At 71.7% G+C, this 22,848-nt stretch carries 20 protein-coding genes; 14 read left to right on the top strand and 6 right to left on the bottom strand.

Translation table 11 applies throughout. The annotated features are described in order from the left end of the window. Positions 1-15: 15 nt before the first annotated feature. Positions 16-804: a phosphatase gene (locus ACH4F6_RS07330; protein ID WP_397958926.1), complete on the top strand. Its 789-nt coding sequence runs from the start codon at positions 16-18 to the stop codon at positions 802-804. Positions 805-1,084: 280 nt separating this feature from the next. Here ACH4F6_RS07330 and ACH4F6_RS07325 read toward each other — a convergent pair whose 3' ends face one another. From ACH4F6_RS07325 to ACH4F6_RS07310, 4 genes are all read right to left on the bottom strand, one after another. Then, positions 1,085-1,513 (bottom strand): hypothetical protein, encoded by a 429-nt coding sequence (locus tag ACH4F6_RS07325; protein WP_397958925.1) that lies wholly within the window; start codon positions 1,511-1,513, stop codon positions 1,085-1,087. Between the two features lie 334 nt (positions 1,514-1,847). Then, a complete protein-coding gene (locus tag ACH4F6_RS07320) occupies positions 1,848-2,741 on the bottom strand; it encodes an acyl-CoA thioesterase (protein ID WP_397958924.1) in 894 nt (297 codons plus the stop codon). Positions 2,742-2,775: 34 nt separating this feature from the next. After that, positions 2,776-3,933, bottom strand: a complete 1,158-nt coding sequence (locus ACH4F6_RS07315; protein ID WP_397958923.1) for an acyl-CoA dehydrogenase family protein — start codon at positions 3,931-3,933, stop codon at positions 2,776-2,778. Between the two features lie 153 nt (positions 3,934-4,086). Next, positions 4,087-4,683: a TetR/AcrR family transcriptional regulator gene (locus ACH4F6_RS07310; protein WP_397958922.1), complete on the bottom strand. Its 597-nt coding sequence runs from the start codon at positions 4,681-4,683 to the stop codon at positions 4,087-4,089. A 96-nt stretch (positions 4,684-4,779) separates the two neighbouring features. Here ACH4F6_RS07310 and ACH4F6_RS07305 point away from each other — a divergent pair, with 96 nt between their 5' ends. The 13 genes from ACH4F6_RS07305 (at position 4,780) to glmS (ending at position 21,194) form a co-directional block, all read left to right on the top strand. After that, positions 4,780-6,411: a carboxyl transferase domain-containing protein gene (locus ACH4F6_RS07305; protein ID WP_397958921.1), complete on the top strand. Its 1,632-nt coding sequence runs from the start codon at positions 4,780-4,782 to the stop codon at positions 6,409-6,411. Between the two features lie 11 nt (positions 6,412-6,422). Beyond that, positions 6,423-8,351, top strand: coding sequence for an acetyl/propionyl/methylcrotonyl-CoA carboxylase subunit alpha (locus tag ACH4F6_RS07300; RefSeq protein WP_397958920.1), 1,929 nt, complete (start codon positions 6,423-6,425; stop codon positions 8,349-8,351). 17 nt (positions 8,352-8,368) lie between these two features. Beyond that, positions 8,369-9,292, top strand: a complete 924-nt coding sequence (locus ACH4F6_RS07295; protein ID WP_397959327.1) for a hydroxymethylglutaryl-CoA lyase — start codon at positions 8,369-8,371, stop codon at positions 9,290-9,292. A gap of 5 nt (positions 9,293-9,297) precedes the next feature. Further along, positions 9,298-10,458 (top strand): acyl-CoA dehydrogenase family protein, encoded by a 1,161-nt coding sequence (locus tag ACH4F6_RS07290; protein WP_397958919.1) that lies wholly within the window; start codon positions 9,298-9,300, stop codon positions 10,456-10,458. A gap of 270 nt (positions 10,459-10,728) precedes the next feature. Next, a complete protein-coding gene (locus ACH4F6_RS07285) occupies positions 10,729-11,778 on the top strand; it encodes an ABC transporter substrate-binding protein (RefSeq protein WP_397958918.1) in 1,050 nt (349 codons plus the stop codon). A 137-nt stretch (positions 11,779-11,915) separates the two neighbouring features. Beyond that, positions 11,916-12,800 (top strand): siderophore-interacting protein, encoded by an 885-nt coding sequence (locus tag ACH4F6_RS07280; RefSeq protein ID WP_397958917.1) that lies wholly within the window; start codon positions 11,916-11,918, stop codon positions 12,798-12,800. Between the two features lie 170 nt (positions 12,801-12,970). Continuing rightward, positions 12,971-14,413 carry a lysine decarboxylase DesA gene (desA, locus tag ACH4F6_RS07275; RefSeq protein ID WP_397958916.1) on the top strand — a complete coding sequence of 481 codons (1,443 nt, stop codon included), beginning with the start codon at positions 12,971-12,973 and terminating at the stop codon, positions 14,411-14,413. Next, on the top strand, positions 14,397-15,680 hold the full coding sequence (locus tag ACH4F6_RS07270) for a lysine N(6)-hydroxylase/L-ornithine N(5)-oxygenase family protein (RefSeq protein WP_397958915.1): 1,284 nt from the start codon (positions 14,397-14,399) through the stop codon (positions 15,678-15,680). Before desA ends, ACH4F6_RS07270 begins: the two co-directional genes overlap by 17 nt. After that, positions 15,677-16,228, top strand: coding sequence for a GNAT family N-acetyltransferase (locus tag ACH4F6_RS07265; RefSeq protein WP_397958914.1), 552 nt, complete (start codon positions 15,677-15,679; stop codon positions 16,226-16,228). The genes ACH4F6_RS07270 and ACH4F6_RS07265 overlap by 4 nt, the downstream gene beginning before the upstream one ends. Continuing rightward, positions 16,225-17,997: an IucA/IucC family protein gene (locus ACH4F6_RS07260; protein WP_397958913.1), complete on the top strand. Its 1,773-nt coding sequence runs from the start codon at positions 16,225-16,227 to the stop codon at positions 17,995-17,997. Before ACH4F6_RS07265 ends, ACH4F6_RS07260 begins: the two co-directional genes overlap by 4 nt. Before the next feature lie 76 nt (positions 17,998-18,073). Further along, the gene (locus ACH4F6_RS07255) at positions 18,074-18,958 is read left to right on the top strand and encodes a DUF4429 domain-containing protein (protein ID WP_397958912.1); all 885 of its coding nucleotides are present in this window, start codon (positions 18,074-18,076) and stop codon (positions 18,956-18,958) included. 136 nt (positions 18,959-19,094) lie between these two features. Then, positions 19,095-19,352, top strand: a complete 258-nt coding sequence (locus ACH4F6_RS07250; protein WP_397959326.1) for a hypothetical protein — start codon at positions 19,095-19,097, stop codon at positions 19,350-19,352. Between the two features lie 24 nt (positions 19,353-19,376). Further along, positions 19,377-21,194, top strand: a complete 1,818-nt coding sequence (gene glmS, locus ACH4F6_RS07245; RefSeq protein ID WP_397958911.1) for a glutamine--fructose-6-phosphate transaminase (isomerizing) — start codon at positions 19,377-19,379, stop codon at positions 21,192-21,194. A 111-nt stretch (positions 21,195-21,305) separates the two neighbouring features. Here glmS and ACH4F6_RS07240 read toward each other — a convergent pair whose 3' ends face one another. Beyond that, positions 21,306-21,869, bottom strand: a complete 564-nt coding sequence (locus ACH4F6_RS07240; protein WP_397958910.1) for a GPR1/FUN34/YaaH family transporter — start codon at positions 21,867-21,869, stop codon at positions 21,306-21,308. 152 nt (positions 21,870-22,021) lie between these two features. After that, entirely contained in the window at positions 22,022-22,549 is a 528-nt protein-coding gene (locus ACH4F6_RS07235; protein WP_397958909.1) for a universal stress protein, read from the bottom strand. Positions 22,550-22,848: the final 299 nt, after the last annotated feature.

The raw sequence follows: 22,848 nt of genomic DNA, 5'->3' as shown, positions 1-22,848 counted from the left end.
CCCACAATGGACACCATGCCGATACCCGGGACACCCAGCCGCGCCGAGCTCGTCGACCACCTCGTCAGGACCCGCATCGCGGGTGACGTCGCCACCCCGCGCGAGAACAACCTCTCCCACTACCGCCAGCTGGCGAACGGTGTCCGCAACTTCTGGCTCGGCCTGGAACTCGGCGACCGCTGGACCGACGAGCAGGACGTGCTCGCGGTGATGGCGGAGCGCGTCGGCGTCAGCGACGACCCCGGGCACCGCTACGGTCAGGACACCATCGACCCCGAGCTGACCGTCGACGCGCTGGACCGCCTCGCGGGACGGCTGCGCAAGGCGGCCGAGGACCGGCAGCGGGTGCTGTTCGCCACCGGCCACCCGGGCGGCCTGCTCGACGTCCACCGCGCCACCGCCGCCGCCCTGCGCGCGGCCGGCTGCGAGATCGTCGTCATCCCGGACGGGCTCCAGACCGACGAGGGGTACGTCATGCAGTTCGCGGACGTGGCGGTGCTGGAGCACGGCGCCAGCCTCTGGCACACCCACTCGGGCGAACCGATGAAGGCGATCCTGACCGCCCTGGAGCGCGCGGGCCGGCCGCTGCCCGACCTGGTCGTCGCCGACCACGGCTGGGCGGGCTACGCCGGTCAGCACGGCGTCGACTCCGTCGGGTACGCCGACTGCAACGACCCGGCGCTGTTCCTCGCCGAGGCGGAGGGCACCGTGCAGGTGACGGTCCCCCTCGACGACCACGTGGTCAGCCCGCGCCACTACGACCCGATGACGGCGTACCTGCTGGCGGGGGCGGGGCTGGCGTAGGACGGTCCCCCCGGCCCGGTGGGCCGGGGGGACGCGGGGTGGGGGGGGGCCCCCCCCGCCCCCCCCCCCCCGCGGGGGGCGCCCGGCCCCCGCCCCGCCGCAGCGGGGGCCCCCCCCCCCCCGCCCCCCCCCCCCCCCCCCGAGGCCGGGGTCCCGGGGGGGGGGGGGGGGGGGGGGGTCGGCGGGCCCCCCCGGCGGGGGGGGGGGGGGGGCGGGGGGGGGGGCCCCCCCCCGGGGGCCCCCACACCGCGTACGGGTCGCAGTCGCATCAGTCCCTGTCTCAGTGGCCGCCACCGCCGTGGCCGCCACCGCCGCCACCGTGGTCACCGCCGCCACCGCCGTGGTCACCGCCGCCGCCACCGTGGTCGCCGTAACCGCCGTTGTCGTGGTCGCCGTAGCCGCCGTTGTCGTGGTCGCCGTAGCCACCGTTGTCGTGGTCGCCGTAGCCACCGTTGTCGTGGTCGCCGTAGCCACCGTTGTCGTGGTCGCCGTAGTCGTCGTCGTGGTCCCCGTAGTCGCCACGGCCGTGGTCGCCGTAGTCGTTGCAGTCGCCCCACCAGGAGTCGTCGTCACAGTAATAACTGTGGCTGTAGTCCCGGTCGTGGGTGTTCGCCGAGGCGGTGCCCGCGGTGCCGGCCGCGATGCCACCGGCCATCATGAGCCCGGCGGCGGACACGGCGGCGAGACGCTTGGCGCGTTGTGCTCGCATGGGAAATACCTCTCACTCCATCGTCTCCCGCGCTGTCCGTGAGGAGGCGCGGGAATGGATGGCCGCAGCCGCAAGCGGAGATTGCGACAGGGTCTTCGAGTGTCACCGCATGTTCATCTGGGAAGCACGGCCTCGACCGCCGGCGCCTCCAGGCCGCCCGCCGCGATGTGCGGGCGATCGCCGGGGCCGTGGTCCACTCGGTGCGGGAGCCGGCCGGCCGGGCATGCCGTGCGTGCGGCATTCAGTGAACGAGCCTAGTCGCGCGAGAGCACATCGGCATCCCGGGGAACGCCCGGCTCACCCGCACCCGCACGGCGCACCCGGCGCGGGCCCGTCACCGGGGGACGCGCACCACGCCCTCCTGGATCACCGAGACCGCGAGCCGCCCGTCCCGGGTGTAGATGCGCCCCTGGCCGAGGCCCCGGCCGCCGGACGACGACGGCGACTCCTGGTCGTACAGCAGCCACTCGTCGGCGCGGAACGGGCGGTGGAACCACATGGCGTGGTCCAGGGACGCGCCGACGACGTCCCCGACCGCCCAGCCGCCGCGGCCGTGCGCGAGGAGGACCGAGTCCAGGAGCGTCATGTCGGAGACGTACGTGGCGAGGACGACGTGCAGATGGGGGTCCGCCGGGACGGAGTCCGGGGAGGCGTCGTCCGCGAGCTTGCCGTTGGTGCGGAACCACACCTGCGAGCGCGGCTCCCGCGGCTCGCCGAACCTCCCGTACGGCGGCTCGTCGACGTGGCGCAGGTCGATCGCCTGACGGGCCTCCAGGAACCGCTCGACGACGGCCGGGTCCAGGTGGCCGTAGCCGCGCAGACGGTCCTCGGAGGTGGGCAGGGTCGCCGGATCCGGCGCCGGCGGCATGACGACCTGGTGGTCGAGCCCCTCCTCGAACGCCTGGAAGGACGCCGACAGCGAGAAGATCGGCCTGCCGTGCTGCACCGCGACCACCCGGCGGGTGGTGAACGAGCGGCCGTCGCGGATGCGCTCGACGTTGTAGACGATGGGCGCGCCCGGATCGCCGGTGCGCAGGAAGTACGCGTGCAGGGAGTGGGCGGGCCGGTCCGGGGGGACGGTCCGCCCGGCGGCGACCAGCGCCTGCGCCGCGACCTGGCCGCCGAACACGCGCGGGACGACGGCGGAGCGGGACCGGCCGCGGAAGATGTTCTCCTCGATCTGCTCGAGGTCGAGCAGATCGAGGAGATCGTGGAGTGCCTGGCTCATGGGACTGTTGTACCGGCCAGTTATTGCCGTGGTCCTACAGGCCCATGTCCTTCGCGATGATCGACTTCATGATCTCGCTGGTGCCGCCGTAGATGCGGTTGACGCGGTTGTCCGCGTACAGGCGGGCGATCGGGTACTCGTTCATGTAGCCGTAGCCGCCGTGCAGCTGGAGGCAGCGGTCGATGACGCGGTGGGCGACCTCGGTGCAGAACAGCTTGGCGGAGGCGGCCTCGGCGGGGGTCAGCTCACCGGCGTCGAGGGCCTCGGTCGCGCGGTCGGCGACGGCCTCGGCCGCGTCCACCTCGGCCTGGCAGGCGGCCAGCTCGAACTTGGTGTTCTGGAAGTGGGCGACGGGCTTGCCGAAGACCGTGCGCTCCTGCACGTACTGCTTGGCGAACCGGACGGCGGCCTTGGCCTGCGCGTAGGCGCCGAAGGCGATGCCCCAGCGCTCGGAGGCCAGGTTGTGGCCGAGGTAGTAGAAGCCCTTGTTCTCCTCGCCGAGCAGGTCCTCGACGGGCACCTTGACGTCGACGAAGGCCAGCTCGGCGGTGTCGGAGGTCTTCAGGCCCAGCTTGTCCAGCTTGCGGCCGACGGAGTAGCCCTCGGACTTGGTGTCGACGGCGAACAGGGAGATGCCGTGGCGGCGGTCCTCGGCGGTCGGCGCGGCGGTGCGGGCGCACACGATCACGCGGTCGGCGTGGACGCCGCCGGTGATGAAGGTCTTGGCGCCGTTGAGGACGTAGTGCGTGCCGTCCTCGGAGAGCTTGGCGGTGGACTTCATGCCCGCGAGGTCGGAACCGGTGCCCGGCTCCGTCATCGCGATGGCCCACATCTCCTCGCCGGTGACGAACTTCGGCAGGTAGCGCTTCTTCTGCTCGTCGGTGGCGAGCATCTTGATGTACGGCAGGGCGAGCAGCACGTGCACGCCGGAGCCGCCGAACTGCACGCCGGCGCGGGCGGTCTCCTCGTAGAGGACGGCCTCGAACTTGTGGCTGTCCAGGCCGGCGCCACCGAACTCCTCGGGCACGTTGATGCCGAAGATGCCCAGCTCGCCGAGCTTGTAGTAGAACTCGCGGGGGGCCTGGCCGGCGGCGAACCACTCGTCGTACACCGGCACGACCTCGGCCTCGATGAAGGCGCGGAGGGTCTCCCGGAACGCCTCGTGATCCTCGTTGAACACCGTACGGCGCACGCCGCCACCTCCACGACCTCGACCTGTCTAAGCGCTTGCTCACAGCACCGTACCGGTGAGTACGAAGTGCGTCCAGGGTGGTTCCGTGGTAACGCTCGTCACGTGCGGGGGCTCCGCCGGGCGGGGGCCCGGCGCGCGCCGGACGGGGCGGGCCTACGCCGCGCCGGCCGAGCCGAAGGCGCCGCGCGCCATGCGGTGCAGGAGTGCCGCCGTGGCGGCCCGGCCGGGCAGGGAGCCCGCCCTGCCGAGATGCGGGGTGGAGTTGAGCAGGCCGAACACGGAGTGGACCGCCGAGCGGGCGGTCGGTTCCGTCAGGCCGGGGTACACCCGCCGGACCACCTCGACCCACAGCTCGACGTACTGCCGCTGGAGCTGGCGGACCAGCTTGCGGTCGCTGTCGCGGAGGCGGTCCAGCTCGCGGTCGTGCAGGGTGATGAGGGGACGGTCGTCGAGCGCGAAGTCGATGTGGCCCTCGATGAGGGAGTCGAGGACCGCCTCGGGGACGGCCCCGCCGGCCTCCTGGACGCGGCGCTCGGCGCCGGTCAGGAGCTGGCCGCTGATGCCGACCAGGAGCTCCGCCAGCATCGCGTCCTTGCCGGGGAAGTGCCGGTAGAGACCGGGGCCGCTGATGCCGACGGCGGCGCCTATCTCGTCCACCCCGACGCCGTGGAACCCGCGCTCGGCGAAGAGCCGCGCGGCCTCCTTGAGGATCTGCTCGCGGCGGGTGGGGGCGTCGGTTCTCGTGGCCATGAAAACAATTCTAGACATCGAGGTTAGCGGTCGTTAACCTGAAGGAAATGGTTAACGCTCATTAACAGGCGATCACTGGGTGAGGGGAACCGCAGGATGGAGCAGGCACCGGAGCTGACGAGCGCGGCGGATCCCGCGTCGGAGGCCTGGCGGGCCAATGAACAAGCCCACCTCGCACTCGTGGAGGAGCTGCGCGGCAAGCTCGCCGCCGCCCGGCTCGGAGGCGGGGAGAAGGCGCGGGCGCGGCACACCGCGCGCGGGAAGCTGCTGCCGCGGGACCGGGTCGACGCCCTCCTCGACCCCGGGTCCCCGTTCCTCGAACTGGCGCCGCTCGCCGCCGACGGGATGTACGAGGGGCAGGCCCCGGCCGCCGGCGTGATCGCCGGGATCGGGCGGGTCAGCGGGCGGGAGTGCGTCGTCGTCGCCAACGACGCCACCGTCAAGGGCGGGACGTACTACCCGATGACGGTGAAGAAGCACCTGCGGGCGCAGGAGGTCGCGCTCGAGAACCGCCTGCCCTGCCTGTACCTGGTGGACTCCGGCGGCGCCTTCCTCCCCCTGCAGGACGAGGTGTTCCCGGACCGGGAGCACTTCGGGCGGATCTTCTACAACCAGGCGCGGATGTCGGGCGCCGGGATCCCGCAGATCGCGGCCGTGCTCGGCTCCTGCACCGCGGGCGGGGCGTACGTCCCGGCGATGAGCGACGAGGCCGTCATCGTCCGCGGCCAGGGGACGATCTTCCTCGGCGGGCCCCCGCTGGTGAAGGCGGCCACGGGCGAGGTCGTCACCGCCGAGGAGCTCGGCGGCGGCGAGGTGCACGCGCGCGTGTCGGGCGTCACCGACCACCTCGCCGAGGACGACGCGCACGCGCTGCGCATCGTGCGGACCATCGTCTCCACCCTCCCCGCGCGCGGGGAGCTGCCCTGGCACGTGCGGCCCGCCGTGGAGCCGAAGGTCGATCCCCACGGGCTGTACGGCGCCGTCCCGGTCGACTCCCGCACCCCCTACGACGTGCGGGAGATCATCGCCCGCGTCGCCGACGGCTCCCGGTTCGCGGAGTTCAAGGCGGAGTTCGGGCAGACCCTCGTCACCGGCTTCGCCCGGATCCACGGCCACCCGGTGGGCATCGTCGCCAACAACGGCATCCTGTTCTCCGAGTCCGCCCAGAAGGGCGCCCACTTCATCGAGCTGTGCGACCAGCGCGGCATCCCGCTGGTGTTCCTGCAGAACATCTCGGGCTTCATGGTCGGCCGGGACTACGAGGCCGGCGGCATCGCCAAGCACGGCGCCAAGATGGTGACCGCCGTGGCGTGCACGCGCGTGCCGAAGCTGACCGTCGTGGTCGGCGGGTCGTACGGCGCCGGGAACTACTCCATGTGCGGCCGGGCCTACTCCCCCCGCTTCCTGTGGATGTGGCCGAACGCCAAGATCTCCGTCATGGGCGGCGAGCAGGCCGCCTCCGTCCTCGCCACCGTCAAGCGGGACCAGCTCGAGGCGCACGGCCAGGAGTGGTCCGTGGACGAGGAGGAGGCCTTCAAGGACCCGATCCGGGCGCAGTACGAGCGCCAGGGCAACGCCTACTACGCCACGGCCCGGCTCTGGGACGACGGCGTGATCGACCCGCTGGAGACCCGCCAGGTGCTGGGTCTCGCGCTGACCGCCTGTGCCAACGCGCCTCTGGGCCAAGAAGATCAGACGCAGCCCCAGTTCGGCGTCTTCCGGATGTGAGGAGGGGACCCTTGTTCGACACCGTGCTCGTGGCCAACCGGGGCGAGATCGCCGTACGCGTCATCCGCACCCTGCGGTCGCTGGGCGTGCGCTCGGTGGCCGTCTTCTCCGACGCGGACGCCGACGCCCGGCACGTCCGCGAGGCCGACACGGCCGTGCGGATCGGCCCGGCGCCCGCCGCCGAGAGCTACCTGTCCGTCGAGCGGCTGCTGGAGGCGGCCGCCCGCACCGGCGCCCGGGCCGTCCACCCGGGCTACGGCTTCCTCGCGGAGAACGCGCGCTTCGCGCGGGCGTGCGCCGACGCCGGGCTCGTCTTCATCGGGCCGCCGGCGGAGGCGATCTCCCTGATGGGCGACAAGATCCGCGCCAAGGAGACCGTGCAGGCGGCGGGCGTGCCGGTGGTGCCCGGCTCGAGCGGCAGCGGGCTCGGCGACGCCGAGCTCGTGGACGCGGCCCGGGAGATCGGCGTGCCGGTGCTCCTCAAGCCGAGCGCCGGCGGCGGCGGGAAGGGCATGCGGCTGGTCCGCGACCCGGCGGCGCTGCACGACGAGATCGCGGCCGCCCGCCGCGAGGCCCGCGCCTCCTTCGGCGACGACACGCTCCTCGTCGAGCGGTGGATCGACCGGCCCCGGCACATCGAGATCCAGGTCCTGGCCGACGGCCACGGCCACGTCGTCCACCTCGGCGAGCGCGAGTGCTCCCTCCAGCGCCGCCACCAGAAGATCATCGAGGAGGCGCCCAGCGTGCTCCTCGACGAGGCCACCCGGGCCGCGATGGGCGAGGCCGCGGTGCAGGCGGCCCGCTCCTGCGGGTACCGGGGCGCGGGCACGGTGGAGTTCATCGTCCCCGGCGACGATCCGACGTCGTACTACTTCATGGAGATGAACACCCGGCTCCAGGTGGAGCACCCGGTCACCGAGCTGGTCACGGGACTGGACCTGGTGGAGTGGCAGCTGCGGGTGGCGGCCGGCGAGCGCCTGCCGTACGCGCAGGACGACATCGTCCTCACCGGGCACGCCGTGGAGGCCCGCGTCTGCGCCGAGGACCCCGCGCGGGGCTTCCTGCCCTCCGGGGGCACGGTGCTCAGGCTGCGCGAGCCCCAGGGCGACGGCGTGCGCACCGACTCGGGCCTGACCGAGGGCGACGAGGTCGGCAGCCTGTACGACCCGATGCTGTCGAAGGTGATCGCGTACGGCCCGGACCGCGCGACGGCGCTCAGGAAGCTGCGGGCCGCCCTGGCGGAGACGGTCACGCTGGGGGTGCAGACCAACGCCGGGTTCCTGCGCCGGCTGCTGGCCCACCCGGCGGTCGTGGCGGGCGAGCTGGACACCGGGCTGGTCGAGCGGGTGGTGGACGAGCTGGTCCCGGCCGAGGTGCCGGAGGAGGTCTACGAGGCCGCGGCGGCCGTCCGGCTGGACGCGCTGACGCCCCGCGGGCAGGGGTGGACGGATCCGTTCTCCGTGCCGAGCGGGTGGCGGCTGGGCGGCACGCACCGGCCGGTCGCCTTCCCGCTGCGGGTCACCGAACCCGTCGAGCACACCCCGCGCGGCACCCACACCGTCACCGACGACCGGGTCGACGTCACCCTCGACGGCGTCCGCCACACCTTCCACCGGGCCGGCGACTGGCTGGGCCGCGAGGGCGACGCCTGGCAGGTGCGCGACCACGACCCGGTCGCCGCGTCCCTGACCGGGGCCGGGCACGCCGGCGCCGACTCGCTGACCGCGCCCATGCCGGGCACGGTGACGGTGGTGAAGGTCGCCGTCGGCGACGAGGTGGCCGCGGGCCAGAGCCTGCTGGTGGTGGAGGCGATGAAGATGGAGCACGTCGTCTCCGCCCCGCACGCCGGCACGGTCGCCGAGCTGGACGTCGCCCCGGGCACGGCGGTCGCCATGGACCAGGTGCTCGCGGTGATCGCACCCCACGAGGAGGAGGAGTGACCGTGCAGGCACTGCCCATGGTCGTACCGGACCGGGGTCTTCCCGCGCGGGTGCGGATCCACGAGGTGGGCGCGCGCGACGGCCTGCAGAACGAGAAGTCGACCGTGCCGACCGAGGTCAAGGCGGAGTTCGTCCGCCGGCTGGCCGACGCGGGCCTGACGACGATCGAGGCCACCAGTTTCGTCCGCCCCGAGTGGGTGCCCCAGCTCGCCGACGCCGAGCGGCTGTACCCGCTGGTGCGGGACCTGGAGGGGGTCCACCTGCCCGTCCTCGTCCCCAACGGCCGGGGGCTCGACCGGGCGCTGGCCCTGGGGGCCACCCGGGTCGCCGTCTTCGCCAGCGCCACCGAGTCGTTCGCGAAGGCCAACCTGAACCGGACGCTGGACGATTCCCTGGCCGTGTTCGAGCCGGTGGTGGCCCGGGCGAAGGCCGAGCGTCTCCACGTCCGCGGCTACGTCTCCATGTGCTTCGGCGATCCCTGGGAGGGCGCCGTCCCGATCCGCCAGGTCGTCCGCGTCTGCGGGGCGCTGCGCGACATGGGCTGCGACGAGCTGAGCCTCGGCGACACCATCGGCGTCGCGACCCCGGCCCACGTGCGCGCCCTCCTGTCCGCGCTGGGCGAGGAGGGCGTGCCGGCCGACGTCATCGGTGTCCACTTCCACGACACCTACGGCCAGGCGCTGGCCAACACCTATGCCGCCCTCCAGCACGGCGTCACCACCGTCGACGCCTCGGCGGGCGGTCTCGGCGGCTGCCCGTACGCCAAGTCCGCCACCGGCAACCTCGCCACGGAAGACCTCCTGTGGATGCTTCAGGGTCTCGGCATCGACACCGGAGTCGACCTCGGCCGTCTCGTCGCCACCAGCGCGTGGATGGCCTCCCGACTGGGCCGACCCAGCCCGTCCCGCACCGTCCGAGCCCTGTCCCACGAGGAGCAGTGATCACGATGGACCACCGACTCTCCCCCGAGCTGGAAGAACTGCGCCGCACGGTCGAGGAGTTCGCGCACGACGTGGTGGCGCCGAAGATCGGCGACTTCTACGAGCGGCACGAGTTCCCGTACGAGATCGTCCGCGAGATGGGCCGCATGGGCCTGTTCGGGCTGCCGTTCCCGGAGGAGTACGGCGGCATGGGCGGCGACTACCTCGCCCTCGGCATCGCGCTGGAGGAGCTGGCGCGGGTCGACTCGTCCGTGGCGATCACCCTGGAGGCGGGCGTCTCCTTGGGCGCCATGCCCTTCCACCTGTTCGGCACGGAGGAGCAGAAGCGCACCTGGCTGCCCCGGCTCTGCTCGGGCGAGGTCCTGGGCGCCTTCGGGCTCACCGAACCGGACGGCGGTTCGGACGCGGGCGCGACGCGCACCACGGCCCGGCTGGACGAGACGACGGACGAGTGGGTGATCAACGGCACCAAGTGCTTCATCACCAACTCGGGCACCGACATCACCGGTCCGGTCACGGTCACCGCGGTGACCGGCCGCAAGCCGGACGGCAAGCCGCTGATCTCGGCGATCGTCGTCCCGTCCGGCACCCCCGGCTTCACCGTCGCGGCCCCCTACTCCAAGGTCGGCTGGAACGCCTCCGACACCCGTGAGCTGTCCTTCGCGGACGTCCGGGTCCCGGCGGCCAACCTGCTGGGCGAGGAGGGCCGCGGGTACGCCCAGTTCCTGCGCATCCTCGACGAGGGCCGCATCGCCATCGCCGCGCTCGCCACCGGGCTCGCCCAGGGCTGCGTGGACGAGTCGGTGAAGTACGCCCGCGAACGCCACGCCTTCGGCCGCCCGATCGGCGCCAACCAGGCCATCCAGTTCAAGATCGCCGACATGGAGATGAAGGCCCACACCGCCCGCCTGGCCTGGCGGGACGCGGCCTCCCGGCTGGTGGCCGGGGAGCCCTTCAAGAAGGAGGCGGCGCTGGCGAAGCTGTACTCGTCGACGGTCGCCGTCGACAACGCCCGCGACGCCACCCAGATCCACGGCGGCTACGGCTTCATGAACGAGTACCCGGTGGCCCGCATGTGGCGCGACTCCAAGATCCTGGAGATCGGCGAGGGCACGAGCGAGGTGCAGCGCATGCTGATCGCCCGGGAGTTGGGCCTGGTGAGCTGAGGGCCGGGGCGGGTCGCCTCCCGCCCGGCAGCGCATCGGCGACGCGTACCGCGGGCGCCCGGTCGGCGGCCTCGCCCCCGACCGGGCGCCCGTCGCGTCCCGGGGCGGCCGACTCTCCCGTGACACCGCGGAACTGACGGTCAGGAACCCGGCACAGGCGCTCCGCGGGAGGGGATTCACCGCCCCCGCCCCTCGACAAAGGCTGAGGTTAGGCTAACCTATCTTCGAATTGTCCGGCGGTGATCCGCACGTTCGAAAGCAGCCACTCCCATGCCCAACGCCAGAGCCAACCACCTCACCCGCCGCGGCATCCTCGCCGCCGGTGGCGCCCTCGGCCTCGGTGCCGTGCTCGCGGCCTGCGGGGACGACGACGCGAAGAGCAGTGGTTCGGATTCGACGTCGAGCGCCTCCGCCAAGTCCGGTCCCTGGACCTTCAAGGACGACCGCGGCACCACGGTGAAGCTCGACAAGACCCCCGCGAACATCGTCGCGTTCACCGGTGCCGCCGCCGCCCTCCACGACTACGGCATCCAGGTCAAGGGCGTGTTCGGCCCGACGAAGACCGCCGACGGCAAGGCCGACGTCCAGGCCGGCGACATGGACATCACCAAGGTCGAGATCATCGGCAACGTCTGGGACGAGTTCAACGTCGAGAAGTACGCGGCGCTCGCCCCCGACGTCCTCGTCTCCACGATGTTCGACGGCGCCGGCACCCTCTGGTACGTCCCCGAGGCGTCCAAGGACAAGATCGCCAAGCTCGCCCCGAGCGTCGGCATCTCCGTCTACGACCGCCAGCTCACCGCGTCGCTGGAGCGCATGTGGGAGCTCGCCGAGTCGCTGGGCGCCGACCTGACAGCGGCCGCGGTCACCGACGCCAAGAAGCGCTTCGAGACGGCCGCCACCCGGCTGCGCGCGGCCGCCAAGGCCAAGCCCGACATCAAGGTGCTGGCCGGTTCCGCGAGCGACCAGCTCTTCTACGTCTCCGGCACCAACCTCTCCATCGACCTGGAGTACTTCAAGGCCCTCGGCGTGAACTTCGTCGAGCCGCCGGAGAGCGCGAAGAAGGTGGGCGGCGGCTGGTACGAGTCGCTGAGCTGGGAGAACGTCGACAAGTACCAGGCCGACATCATCATGATGGACGACCGCTCCTCGACCATCCAGCCGGCCGACATCACCAAGGCCACCTGGAAGCAGCTGCCCGCCGTCAAGGCCGGCCAGGTCATCCCGCGTTCGCCCGAGCCGATCCTGTCGTACGACAAGTGCGTGCCGCTGCTCGAGAACCTCGCGGAGGCCCTCGAGAACGCGAAGAAGGTCGCCTGACCCCCAGGGTGGTCGAGGGGTGCGGACGGCCGCGGGCCGCCGTGGCCGGCCGCGCCCACGCGGCGCGGCCGCCGCGCACCGGCACCGCACCGCACCCCTGAAGGCCGGTCGCCCTCCCCCCTGACCCAGGAGCACCCATGACCACGGCCGTCGCCGCCCCCTTCCGGTTCTTCTCCCTCCAGGTCGCACGGACCCGGCGGCTCGGGCCGTCCCTGGTGCGGGTGAGTTTCGCCGGGGAGGACCTGCGGCACTTCTTCTCCGACGGGTACGACCAGTCCCTGTCGCTCTTCCTGCCGCACCCGGGGCAGAGCGAGCCGCGGGTCTGCCACGAGCTCGGCGACGGCTGGTGGCAGGCGTGGCGCGAACTGCCGGACGACGTCCGGGCGGTGATGCGGTCGTACACGCTCCGGTCGGTGCGCCGGGACGCCCTCGGCCGCACCACCGGGATCGACGTCGACTTCGTGCTGCACGGTGTCGGGCCGGGCGCCTGCGCCCCGGCCGGGCCCGCCTCCCGCTGGGCGTCCCGGGCGACGCCCGGGGACCGGGTGGTGCTGCTGGGGCCGGCGATCGCCGACAACCGGGCGATCCGGTTCCGCGCGCCTCAGGACACCGACCTGGTACTGCTCTGGGGCGACGAGACGGCCCTGCCGGCGATCTCGTCGATCCTGGAGTCGCTGCCGGCCGGCCTGCCGGTGCGCGCCTGGCTGGAGGTGCACGACGCCGGGACCGTCCAGGACCTGGCGACCCCGGCGGACGCCGAGATCACCTGGCTCGTGCGCGGCGAGCGCGCCGCGGACGGCGCGGACGGCGCCGAGTGCTCCCCCATGGCCCTCGGCGCCCTGCGCGACGCCCGGCTCCCGCTCGCGCGGCGGCCGTACGTCTGGATCGCGGGCGAGTCGGGGTGCGTGAAGCACCTGCGCCGGCACTTCGTCGGCGAGCGGGGGATCGACCGGCGCCGGGTCACCTTCGTCGGCTACTGGCGCCAGGGCCTGACCGAGGAGCAGTTGCGCGAGCGCGCGTAATAACTCCCTTGCGCATTGGGTAGGTTGCCCGCGAGCAGCGACGTGAGGACCGTCACGACGGGGGGTTGAACCCGGGTAGGGAACTTAGGTTAGGCTAACCTAAGTTGAACCTGAGGTTCTGCCCCTGCGTCCGTTCCGCAGCGGACCGCCCCCATCGGAGGACCCCCACCATGCGCTCGCACCTGCTCAATGACACGACCGCGGAGCAGTACCGCCGCTCCGTGACCGAAGGAGTCGAGCGGGTGGCCGCAAAACTAGCCACCACCGACCGTCCGTTCACCGGCGTCACGGTCGACGCCCTGGCTCCCCGCATCGACTCCATCGACCTGGACCGGCCGCTGCACGACACCACGGCGGTCCTGGACGAACTGGAGGACATCTACCTCCGCGACGCCGTCTACTTCCACCACCCCCGCTACCTCGCCCACCTCAACTGCCCGGTCGTCATCCCCGCCGTGCTGGGCGAGGCGGTCCTCTCCGCCGTCAACTCCTCCCTCGACACCTGGGACCAGTCGGCCGGCGGCACCCTCATCGAGCGCAAACTGATCGACTGGACGGCCGCCCGCATCGGGCTCGGCCCCGCCGCCGACGGCGTGTTCACCTCGGGCGGCTCGCAGTCCAACCTCCAGGCGCTGCTGCTGGCCCGCGAGGAGGCCAAGAGCGACTCCCTCGCCAAACTGCGCATCTTCGCCTCCGAGGTCAGTCACTTCAGCGTGCAGAAGTCGGCGAAACTACTGGGCCTCGGCCCGGACGCGGTGATCTGCCTCCCCGTCGACCACGACAAGCGCCTGCAGACCGTCGCGCTCGCCCGTGAGCTGGAGCGCTGCACCGGCAACGGCCTGATCCCCATGGCCGTGGTCGCCACCGCCGGCACCACCGACTTCGGCTCCATCGACCCGCTGCCCGAGATCGCCGGGCTGTGCGAGCAGTACGGCGTGTGGATGCACGTCGACGCGGCCTACGGCTGCGGCCTGCTCGCCTCCGTGAAGTACCGCGACCGCATCGCCGGCATCGAGCGCGCCGACTCCGTCACCGTCGACTACCACAAGTCCTTCTTCCAGCCGGTGAGTTCGTCCGCCGTGCTGGTCAGGGACGCGGCCACGCTGCGCCACGCCACCTACCACGCCGAGTACCTGAACCCGCGCCGGATGGTGCGGGAACGCATCCCCAACCAGGTGGACAAGTCCCTGCAGACCACCCGCCGCTTCGACGCGCTCAAACTGTGGATGACCCTGCGGGTGATGGGCGCCGACGGCATCGGGCAGCTCTTCGACGAGGTCTGCGACCTCGCCGTCGAGGGCTGGCGGCTGCTGGCCGCCGACCCCCGCTTCGACGTGGTCGTCGAGCCGTCCCTCTCCACCCTCGTCTTCCGCTACGTCCCCTCCGCCGTCACCGACCCGGCCGAGATCGACCGCGCCAACCTCCACGCCCGCAAGGCCCTGTTCGCCTCCGGCGACGCGGTGGTCGCCGGCACCAAGGTGGGCGGCCGCCAGTACCTGAAGTTCACCCTGCTCAACCCCGAGACCACGACGGCCGACATGGCGGCCGTCCTCGACCTGATCGCCGGCCACGCCGAGCAGTACCTGGGAGAGTCCCTTGACCGCGCTTCCTGACACCACGGACAAGACCCACGACTTCGTGGGCATCGGGCTCGGCCCGTTCAACCTGGGGCTGGCCTGCCTGACCGAACCCATCGACGAGCTCGACGGCGTCTTCCTGGAGTCCAAGCCCGGCTTCGAGTGGCACGCCGGGATGTTCCTCGACGGCGCCCACCTCCAGACGCCGTTCATGTCGGACCTGGTCACCCTGGCCGACCCGACCTCGCCGTACTCCTTCCTCAACTACCTGAAGGAGAAGGGCCGGCTGTACTCGTTCTACATCCGCGAGAACTTCTACCCCCTGCGGGTCGAGTACGACGACTACTGCCGCTGGGCCGCGAACCGGCTGAGCAGCGTCCGCTTCGGCACGACGGTCACCGAGGTGACGTACGACGAGGCGGCCGGGCTGTACGCCGTGCGCACCGGGGCCGGCGAGGTCTTCCGCGCCCGCCACCTGGTCCTCGGCACCGGCACCCAGCCGCACCACCCGGAGGCCGTCAGGGGCCTGGGCGGCGACTTCTTCCACAACTCCCGCTACGTGCAGAACAAGGCGGAGCTCCAGAAGAAGCGGTCGATCACGATCGTCGGCTCCGGCCAGTCCGCCGCCGAGATCTACCACGACCTGCTCGCCGAGATCGACGTCCACGGCTACCAGCTGAACTGGGTGACCCGCTCCCCGCGCTTCTTCCCGCTGGAGTACACCAAGCTCACGCTGGAGATGACCTCCCCGGAGTACATCGACTACTTCCGCGAGCTGCCCGAGGCCACCCGCTACCGCCTCACCGAACAGCAGAAGGGCCTGTTCAAGGGCATCGACGGCGAACTGATCAACGCGATCTTCGACCTGCTCTACCAGAAGAACCTCGGCGGTCCCGTCCCCACCCGGCTGCTCACCAACTCCTCGCTGCGGGGCGCGACGTACGAGGACGGCGCGTACACCCTCTCCTTCCGCCAGGAGGAGCAGGAGAAGGACTTCGAGCTGACCTCCGAGGGCCTGGTCCTGGCCACCGGCTACCGGTACACCGAGCCGGAGTTCCTCGCGCCCGTCCGGGACAGACTGCGCTACGACGCGCAGGGCAACTTCGACGTCGCCCGCAACTACGCCATCGACACCACGGGCCGGGGCGTCTTCCTCCAGAACGCCGGCGTGCACACCCACAGCATCACCAGCCCGGACCTCGGCATGGGCGCGTACCGGAACGCGTACATCATCCGCGAGTTGCTCGGCCGCGAGTACTACCCGGTCGAGAAGACCATCGCCTTCCAGGAGTTCGCCGTATGACACCCGCCACGGCCATAGGCCCCCTCACCCTGCGCCCCCTCGACCCGCTGGAGGACGGCGAACTGCTGCACCGCTGGGTGACCCATCCCAAGGCCGCCTTCTGGATGATGCAGGACGCGAGGCCCGAGGACGTCGAGCGCGCCTACATGGAGATCGCCGCCGACGAGCACCACCACGCCCTGCTCGGTCTGCACGACGGCGAGCCGGCCTTCCTGATGGAGTACTACGACCCGCGCCACCGCGAGCTGGTCGGCCTGTACGAGCCGCGCCCCGGCGACGTCGGCATGCACTTCCTGGTCGCCCCCACCGACCGTCCCGTGCACGGCTTCACCCGCGCCGTCATCACCGCCGTGATGGCGCACCTCTTCGCCGACCCGGCCACCGCCCGCGTGGTCGTCGAGCCGGACGTCTCCAACAAGGCCGTGCACGCCCTGAACGAGGCCGTCGGCTTCGTGCCCGAGCGGGAGATCCAGAAGCCGGAGAAGAAGGCGCTGCTGAGCTTCTGCACGCGCGAGCAGTTCGCCGCCGCGACGGGGGTGGCGGTATGAGCCTCGCCGACGCCGTGGCCCACCTCTCCCCCGAGCGCTGGGAGGAGGCCAACCGCCTGCTGGTCCGCAAGGCCCTCGCCGAGTTCGCGCACGAGCGGCTGATCACGCCCGAGGCCGGCGAGGACGGCCGGTACGTCGTCCGCAGCGACGACGGTCTGACGTCCTACCGCTTCACCGCGGTCCGCCGCGCCCTCGACCACTGGCAGGTGGACGCCGGCTCGATCACCCGCACCCGGGACGGCGCCGAACTCCCGATCGCCGCGCTGGACTTCTTCATCGAGCTCAGGCAGGCCCTCGGGCTGAGCGACGAGATCCTGCCGGTCTACCTGGAGGAGATCTCCTCCACCCTCTCCGGCACCTGCTACAAGCTCGCCAAACCGCGGATCACCTCGGCGGAGCTGGCCGGCGCCGGGTTCCAGGCGATCGAGACCGGGATGACCGAGGGCCATCCCTGCTTCGTCGCCAACAACGGGCGGCTCGGCTTCGGCGTCCACGAGTACCTGTCGTACGCGCCGGAGACCGCGAGCCCGGTCCGCCTGGTGTGGCTGGCCGCGCACAGGTCGCGGGCCGCGTTCACGGCCGGCGTCGGCGTCGAGTACGAGTCCTTCGTGCGGCAGGAGCTGGGCGAGGAGACCGTGGAGCGCTTCCACGGCGTCCTGCGCGGCCAGGGCCTGGACCCCGCCGACTACCTCCTCGTCCCCGTCCACCCCTGGCAGTGGTGGAACAAGCTCGCCGTCACCTTCGCCGCCGAGGTCGCCCGCAGGAACCTGGTGTGCCTGGGCGAGGGCGACGACGAGTACCTCGCCCAGCAGTCCATCCGGACCTTCTTCAACACCTCGCACCCCGAGAAGCACTACGTGAAGACGGCCCTGTCCGTCCTCAACATGGGCTTCATGCGCGGCCTGTCGGCGGCGTACATGGAGGCGACCCCGGCCATCAACGACTGGCTGGCCCAGCTGATCGACAACGACCCGGTGCTGAAGTCGACCGGCCTGTCGATCATCCGGGAGCGGGCGGCCGTGGGCTACCGGCACCTGGAGTACGAGGCGGCCACGGACCGCCACTCGCCGTACCGCAAGATGCTGGCCGCGCTGTGGCGGGAGAGCCCGGTGTCCTCCCTCGAGGACGGCGAGTCGCTCGCCACGATGGCCTCCCTGGTCCACGTGGACCACGAGGGCAGGTCGGTGGCGGGCGCCCTGATCGAACGGTCCGCCCTCGCCCCCGCGGACTGGCTGCGCGCCTACCTGCGGGCGTACTACACGCCCCTGCTGCACAGCTTCTACGCCTACGACCTGGTCTTCATGCCGCACGGCGAGAACACGATCCTGGTGCTGAGGGACGGGGTCGTGCAGCGCGCGGTCTACAAGGACATCGCCGAGGAGATCGCGGTCATGGACCCGGACGCGGTGCTCCCGCCCGAGGTCCGGCGCATCCGGGTCGAGGTGCCCGAGGACCAGAAGCTGCTGTCGGTCTTCACGGACGTCTTCGACTGCTTCTTCCGCTTCCTCGCGGCGAACCTGGCCACCGAGGGGGTCATGGAGGAGGACGACTTCTGGCGCACGGTCGCCGAGGTCACCCGCGAGTACCAGGAGGCGAACCCCGCACTCGCCGACAGGTTCCGGCAGTACGACGTGTTCGCCCCCGAGTTCGCGCTGTCCTGCCTCAACCGGCTCCAGCTGCGCAACAACCGGCAGATGGTGGACCTGGCGGACCCGTCGGGCGCCCTCCAGCTGGTCGGCACCCTGAAGAACCCCCTCGCCGGGTTCTGACCGGGACGGACGGGCGCCCCCGAGTACGGTCCTCGGGGGCGCCCGTCGCCGTGTTCGGTGATGGAACAATCGCCCCATGGCGGAAATCATCCAGAGGGACGGCACCTGGATCTTCGACGGGGACGCCCTGCGGCTGACACCGGGCCGGGACAAGAACGTCGGCCTGCTGCGCAAGACGCTCGGCGAACTCGTCGTCCCGCTGGCCGCGTTGGCGGGGATCTCGTTCGAGCAGGGCAGGAAGGCGGGGCGGCTCAGGCTGCGGCTGCGGGACGGCGCCGACCCGCTGCTGCACGCGACCGGGGGCCGGCTGACCGAACCCCACGACCCCTACCAACTGCTGGTCGACGCCGACCGCTACGGCGTCGCCGAGTACGTCACCGACGAGGTGCGCAACGCGCTGCTGCTGGACCGGGTCCCCTCCGGACCGGTGGACGCCTACCTGCTGCCCGGCCCGTCCGTGCCCCTGTCGGTGTCCGCGGGCGACGGCACCGCGAGCTTCGACGGCGAGCACGTCCGCCTGGAGTGGAACTGGAAGACGGAGGACGCCAAGGCCGCCGCCGGCGCCCGCAGCATCCCCCTGAGCGAGATCACGGCCGTGGAGTGGCAGCCGTCCGCCGGACTGGAGAACGGCCACCTGCGCTTCACCGTGCGCGGCGCGCCGACCAAGGCCCCGCCGAAGTACGACCCCAACGCCGTGGAGCTGTGGGGCTTCAAGAAGGACCCGCTGATGGCGCTGGTGGCGGCCGCCGTCCAGGCCCGGCTCCCGCACCCGGCCGCGCTCCCCCGGGACGCCGGACGGCCACCGGAGGACGCCCCCGGCCCGCCCGCCGCCGCACCCGCCGGGGACGACCACGACGCGCTCCTGCGGCGGCTGCGCGAACTGGGCGAGCTGCACCGGGACGGGGTGCTCACGACGGAGGAGTTCACGCTGGCCAAGCAGGCGATCCTGAAGCGCATGTGAGGGCCGCCCGCCGGGGACGGCACAGGACCGGCACTCATGCGTCCTTCCTTGCACATCCAAAGATCCTTGACAGGCCGTTGCCCGAAATCGGGCAGGAATCTTGCGAAAGCCGCTCCGGTACCTCAGGATCTACCGGGTGCACGAGGAACTTGTCGATCATCTGACGCGCTCCACGCCCCTGAACAGGGGCGAGGCGCTGCGGGTGATCCAGGACGTGCTCGCCTTCTTCGACGAGACGACCGAGGAATACGTCCGTCGCCGCCACCGCGAGCTCCAGGCACAGGGCCTGGTCAACGCGGAGATCTTCGAACGGATCGAGGCGGACCTGAAATACCGTGCGGTCGCCCCGCCGGAGCTCACGCTCCGGCAACTGCGGCGGATCGTCTACGGCTGAGCCGAAGCTTGAGGTTACCTGTATATGTGCGGAATTGTCGGATACATCGGGAAGCGTGACGTCGCCCCGCTGCTCCTGGAGGGCCTGCAGCGCCTGGAGTACCGCGGCTACGACTCCGCGGGCATCGTCGTCACCTCCCCGAAGACCGCCGGCCTGAAGATGGTCAAGGCCAAGGGCCGCGTCCGCGACCTGGAGGCCAAGGTCCCGGCCCGCTTCAAGGGCACCACCGGTATCGCCCACACCCGCTGGGCCACCCACGGCGCCCCCTCCGACGTGAACGCCCACCCGCACATGTCGGCCGACCAGAAGGTCGCCGTCGTCCACAACGGCATCATCGACAACGCCGCCGACCTGCGCCGCAAGCTCGAGGCGGACGGGGTCGAGTTCCTCTCCGAGACCGACACCGAGGTCCTCGTCCACCTCATCGCCCGCTCCGAGGCCGAGAAGCTCGAGGACAAGGTCCGCGAGGCGCTGCGCGTCGTCGAGGGCACCTACGGCATCGCCGTGATGCACGCCGACTTCTCCGACCGCATCGTCGTCGCCCGCAACGGCTCCCCGGTCGTCCTCGGCATCGGCGAGAAGGAGATGTTCGTCGCCTCGGACATCGCCGCCCTGGTCGCCCACACCCGCCAGATCGTCACGCTGGACGACGGCGAGATGGCGACCCTCAAGGCCGACGACTTCCGCACCTACACCACCGAGGGCACCCGCACCACCGCCGAGCCCACCACCGTGGAGTGGGAGGCCGCCTCCTACGACATGGGCGGCCACGACACCTACATGCACAAGGAGATCCACGAGCAGGCCGACGCCGTGGACCGCGTGCTGCGCGGCCGCATCGACGACCGCTTCTCCACCGTGCACCTCGGCGGCCTCAACCTGGACGCCCGCGAGGCGCGCCAGATCCGCCGCGTGAAGATCCTCGGCTGCGGCACCTCGTACCACGCGGGCATGATCGGCGCCCAGATGATCGAGGAGCTGGCCCGCATCCCCGCCGACGCCGAGCCCGCCTCCGAGTTCCGCTACCGCAACGCGGTCGTCGACCCCGACACCCTCTACATCGCCGTCTCCCAGTCCGGTGAGACCTACGACGTGCTGGCAGCCGTCCAGGAGCTGAAGCGCAAGGGCGCCCGGGTCCTGGGCGTGGTCAACGTGGTCGGCTCGGCGATCGCCCGCGAGGCCGACGGCGGCATCTACGTGCACGCCGGCCCCGAGGTCTGCGTCGTCTCGACGAAGTGCTTCACCAACACCACGGTCGCCTTCGCGCTGCTCGCGCTGCACCTGGGCCGCACCCGCGACCTCTCGGTGCGCGACGGCAAGCGGATCATCGAGGGCCTGCGCAGGCTGCCCGCCCAGATCGCCGAGATCCTGAAGGGCGAGGAGGACATCAAGAAGCTGGCCGAGCAGTTCGCCGAGGCCCGCTCGATGCTCTTCATCGGCCGCGTCCGGGGCTACCCGGTGGCCCGTGAGGCCTCCCTGAAGCTCAAGGAGGTCTCCTACATCCACGCCGAGGCCTACCCGGCCTCCGAGCTCAAGCACGGCCCGCTGGCCCTGATCGAGCCGGCCCTGCCGACGGTCGCGATCGTGCCCGACGACGACCTGCTGGAGAAGAACCGCGCCGCCCTGGAGGAGATCAAGGCCCGCAGCGGCCAGATCCTCGCGGTCGCCCACCAGGAGCAGGAGAAGGCCGACCGGACGATCGTCGTCCCGAAGAACGAGGACGAGCTGGACCCGATCCTCATGGGCATCCCGCTCCAGCTGCTCGCCTACTACACGGCGAAGGCCCTCGGCCGGGACATCGACAAGCCGAGGAACCTCGCCAAGTCGGTGACGGTGGAGTAGTCCCCCGTCTCCCCCGCCCGTCGGGCGTGAACGACCCCCTGTGCGCCACCGGCACAGGGGGTCGTTCCCCCAGGGGCCGGGGCCGCCCGATCACCCCGGCCCGCCGCTGCGTCAGCCGGTGGCCGTCACCCCCCGGCCGGCAGCGCGTCGGGGAAGGGCCGTGGGCCAGTGGGCGAGGGCCGCGGTCGCCGCGTACCAGGCCACCGCGCCCGCGGCGACGGCGAACCAGCCGCCCGCCTTCGCGAGCGCGCCGCTGTCGGCGAGGCGGCCGACGGCGAGCAGGACGAGCCCGACGGTGAACAGCCCGTGGGCGCCCTGGTCGAGCCGGTCGCCCCCGGCGAGCGTCAGGGAGAGCGCCACGAGGGCGAACAGGAGCAGGAAGAGCCCGGCGGCGTTGTCGGAGACCTGGGACCCGGCGGAGACCGCCCAGGTGAACCAGAGGGCGCCGAGGGCCGTGTGGGCGGTTCCGGTGACCGTGTCGCGGTCCCGGAGGGCGAGGAGGCCGGCGACGAACAGCGCGACGCCGCCGACGTAGTGGGCGATGGACACGGCATCCGCCGCCGTCACGCCGTCGATCAGGTCGGTGTACCCGAGTCCGAACGCCAACAGGGTGACACCCAGGGCGAGTCGGCCGACGATCGTGGTGGTGCTTCCCGCAGAGACGTCGTTGTCCACGGCGGGCTCCCTTCGTGCACGGTGCAGGTGTGCGGTGAGCCTTATATGCCCTTCACAAGGGCACAAACACCTCTACGCACGGGTAGCTTCAACCGGCGCACGCAAGGGGGAGAGGGGTTCCCGGAACTCATCTCACCGGGGAGAAGGGCGAGTCAGGGAATGACGACGACGGGCCGCTTCGCCCGCTTGGCGAGCCGCCCGGCGACCGACCCGAAGATCCGGCCGACGAGGCCGTGCGTCGAGCCGACGACGATCGCGTCGGCCTCGTACTCCCGCCCCACCTCTTCGAGTTCGTGGCAGATGTCACCGCCGCGCTCGACCAGGATCCAGGGCACCTCGGCGAGGTAGTCCGCGCAGGCCAGCTCCAGACCGAGCACCTCGGTGCGGTGGTCCGGCACGTCGACGAAGACCGGCGGCTCGCAGCCCGCCCACACCGTGGTGGGCAGCCGGTTGGCCACGTGCACGATGATCAGACCCGCACGGGAGCGGTGGGCCATGCCGATGGCGTACGCGAGGGCGCGCTCACTGGAGGTGGAGCCGTCGAAGCCGACGACGACGCCGTGCTTGAAGGCGGGATCGCAGCCGCGGCGTGCGTCTTCCTCCGCCAGGGGGTCGGCCGCCGTGGGGTCGGCGACCGGCCGCTTGCGGTCCGCTGGTTCGAAGAATTCGTGACCGGCCATGGCTGTCTCGGCGTATCGATCCTTATACGGGTGGGACGAGCTGGAGCGGCGGAGCTGTGTCCGGGAATCGTCTTCCCGACCCCATACCCCCAAGGGTACGGCGGCACGCCCCGTCCGCCCAGATCCCGCGCGTGGTCCGTGGGGGTTCCAGGGAGCATGCACGAGGGTGCGCCCGTAACGCAATGGTTGCTGCCCCGTACAGGCGGTTTGCGCAGGGTTCGTTCGTTCCCGGCCCTCCGGGCGGGTGACCGACCCGCCGGACGGGCGTTGATCCCCGTGAACCCCGCCCAGGAGGAGCC

The organism is Streptomyces sp. NPDC017936 (assembly GCF_044328485.1).
GTDB lineage: Bacteria > Actinomycetota > Actinomycetes > Streptomycetales > Streptomycetaceae > Streptomyces.
Note: the sequence above shows the minus strand (reverse complement) of the source record. Positions and strands in the feature narration are given on the sequence as shown.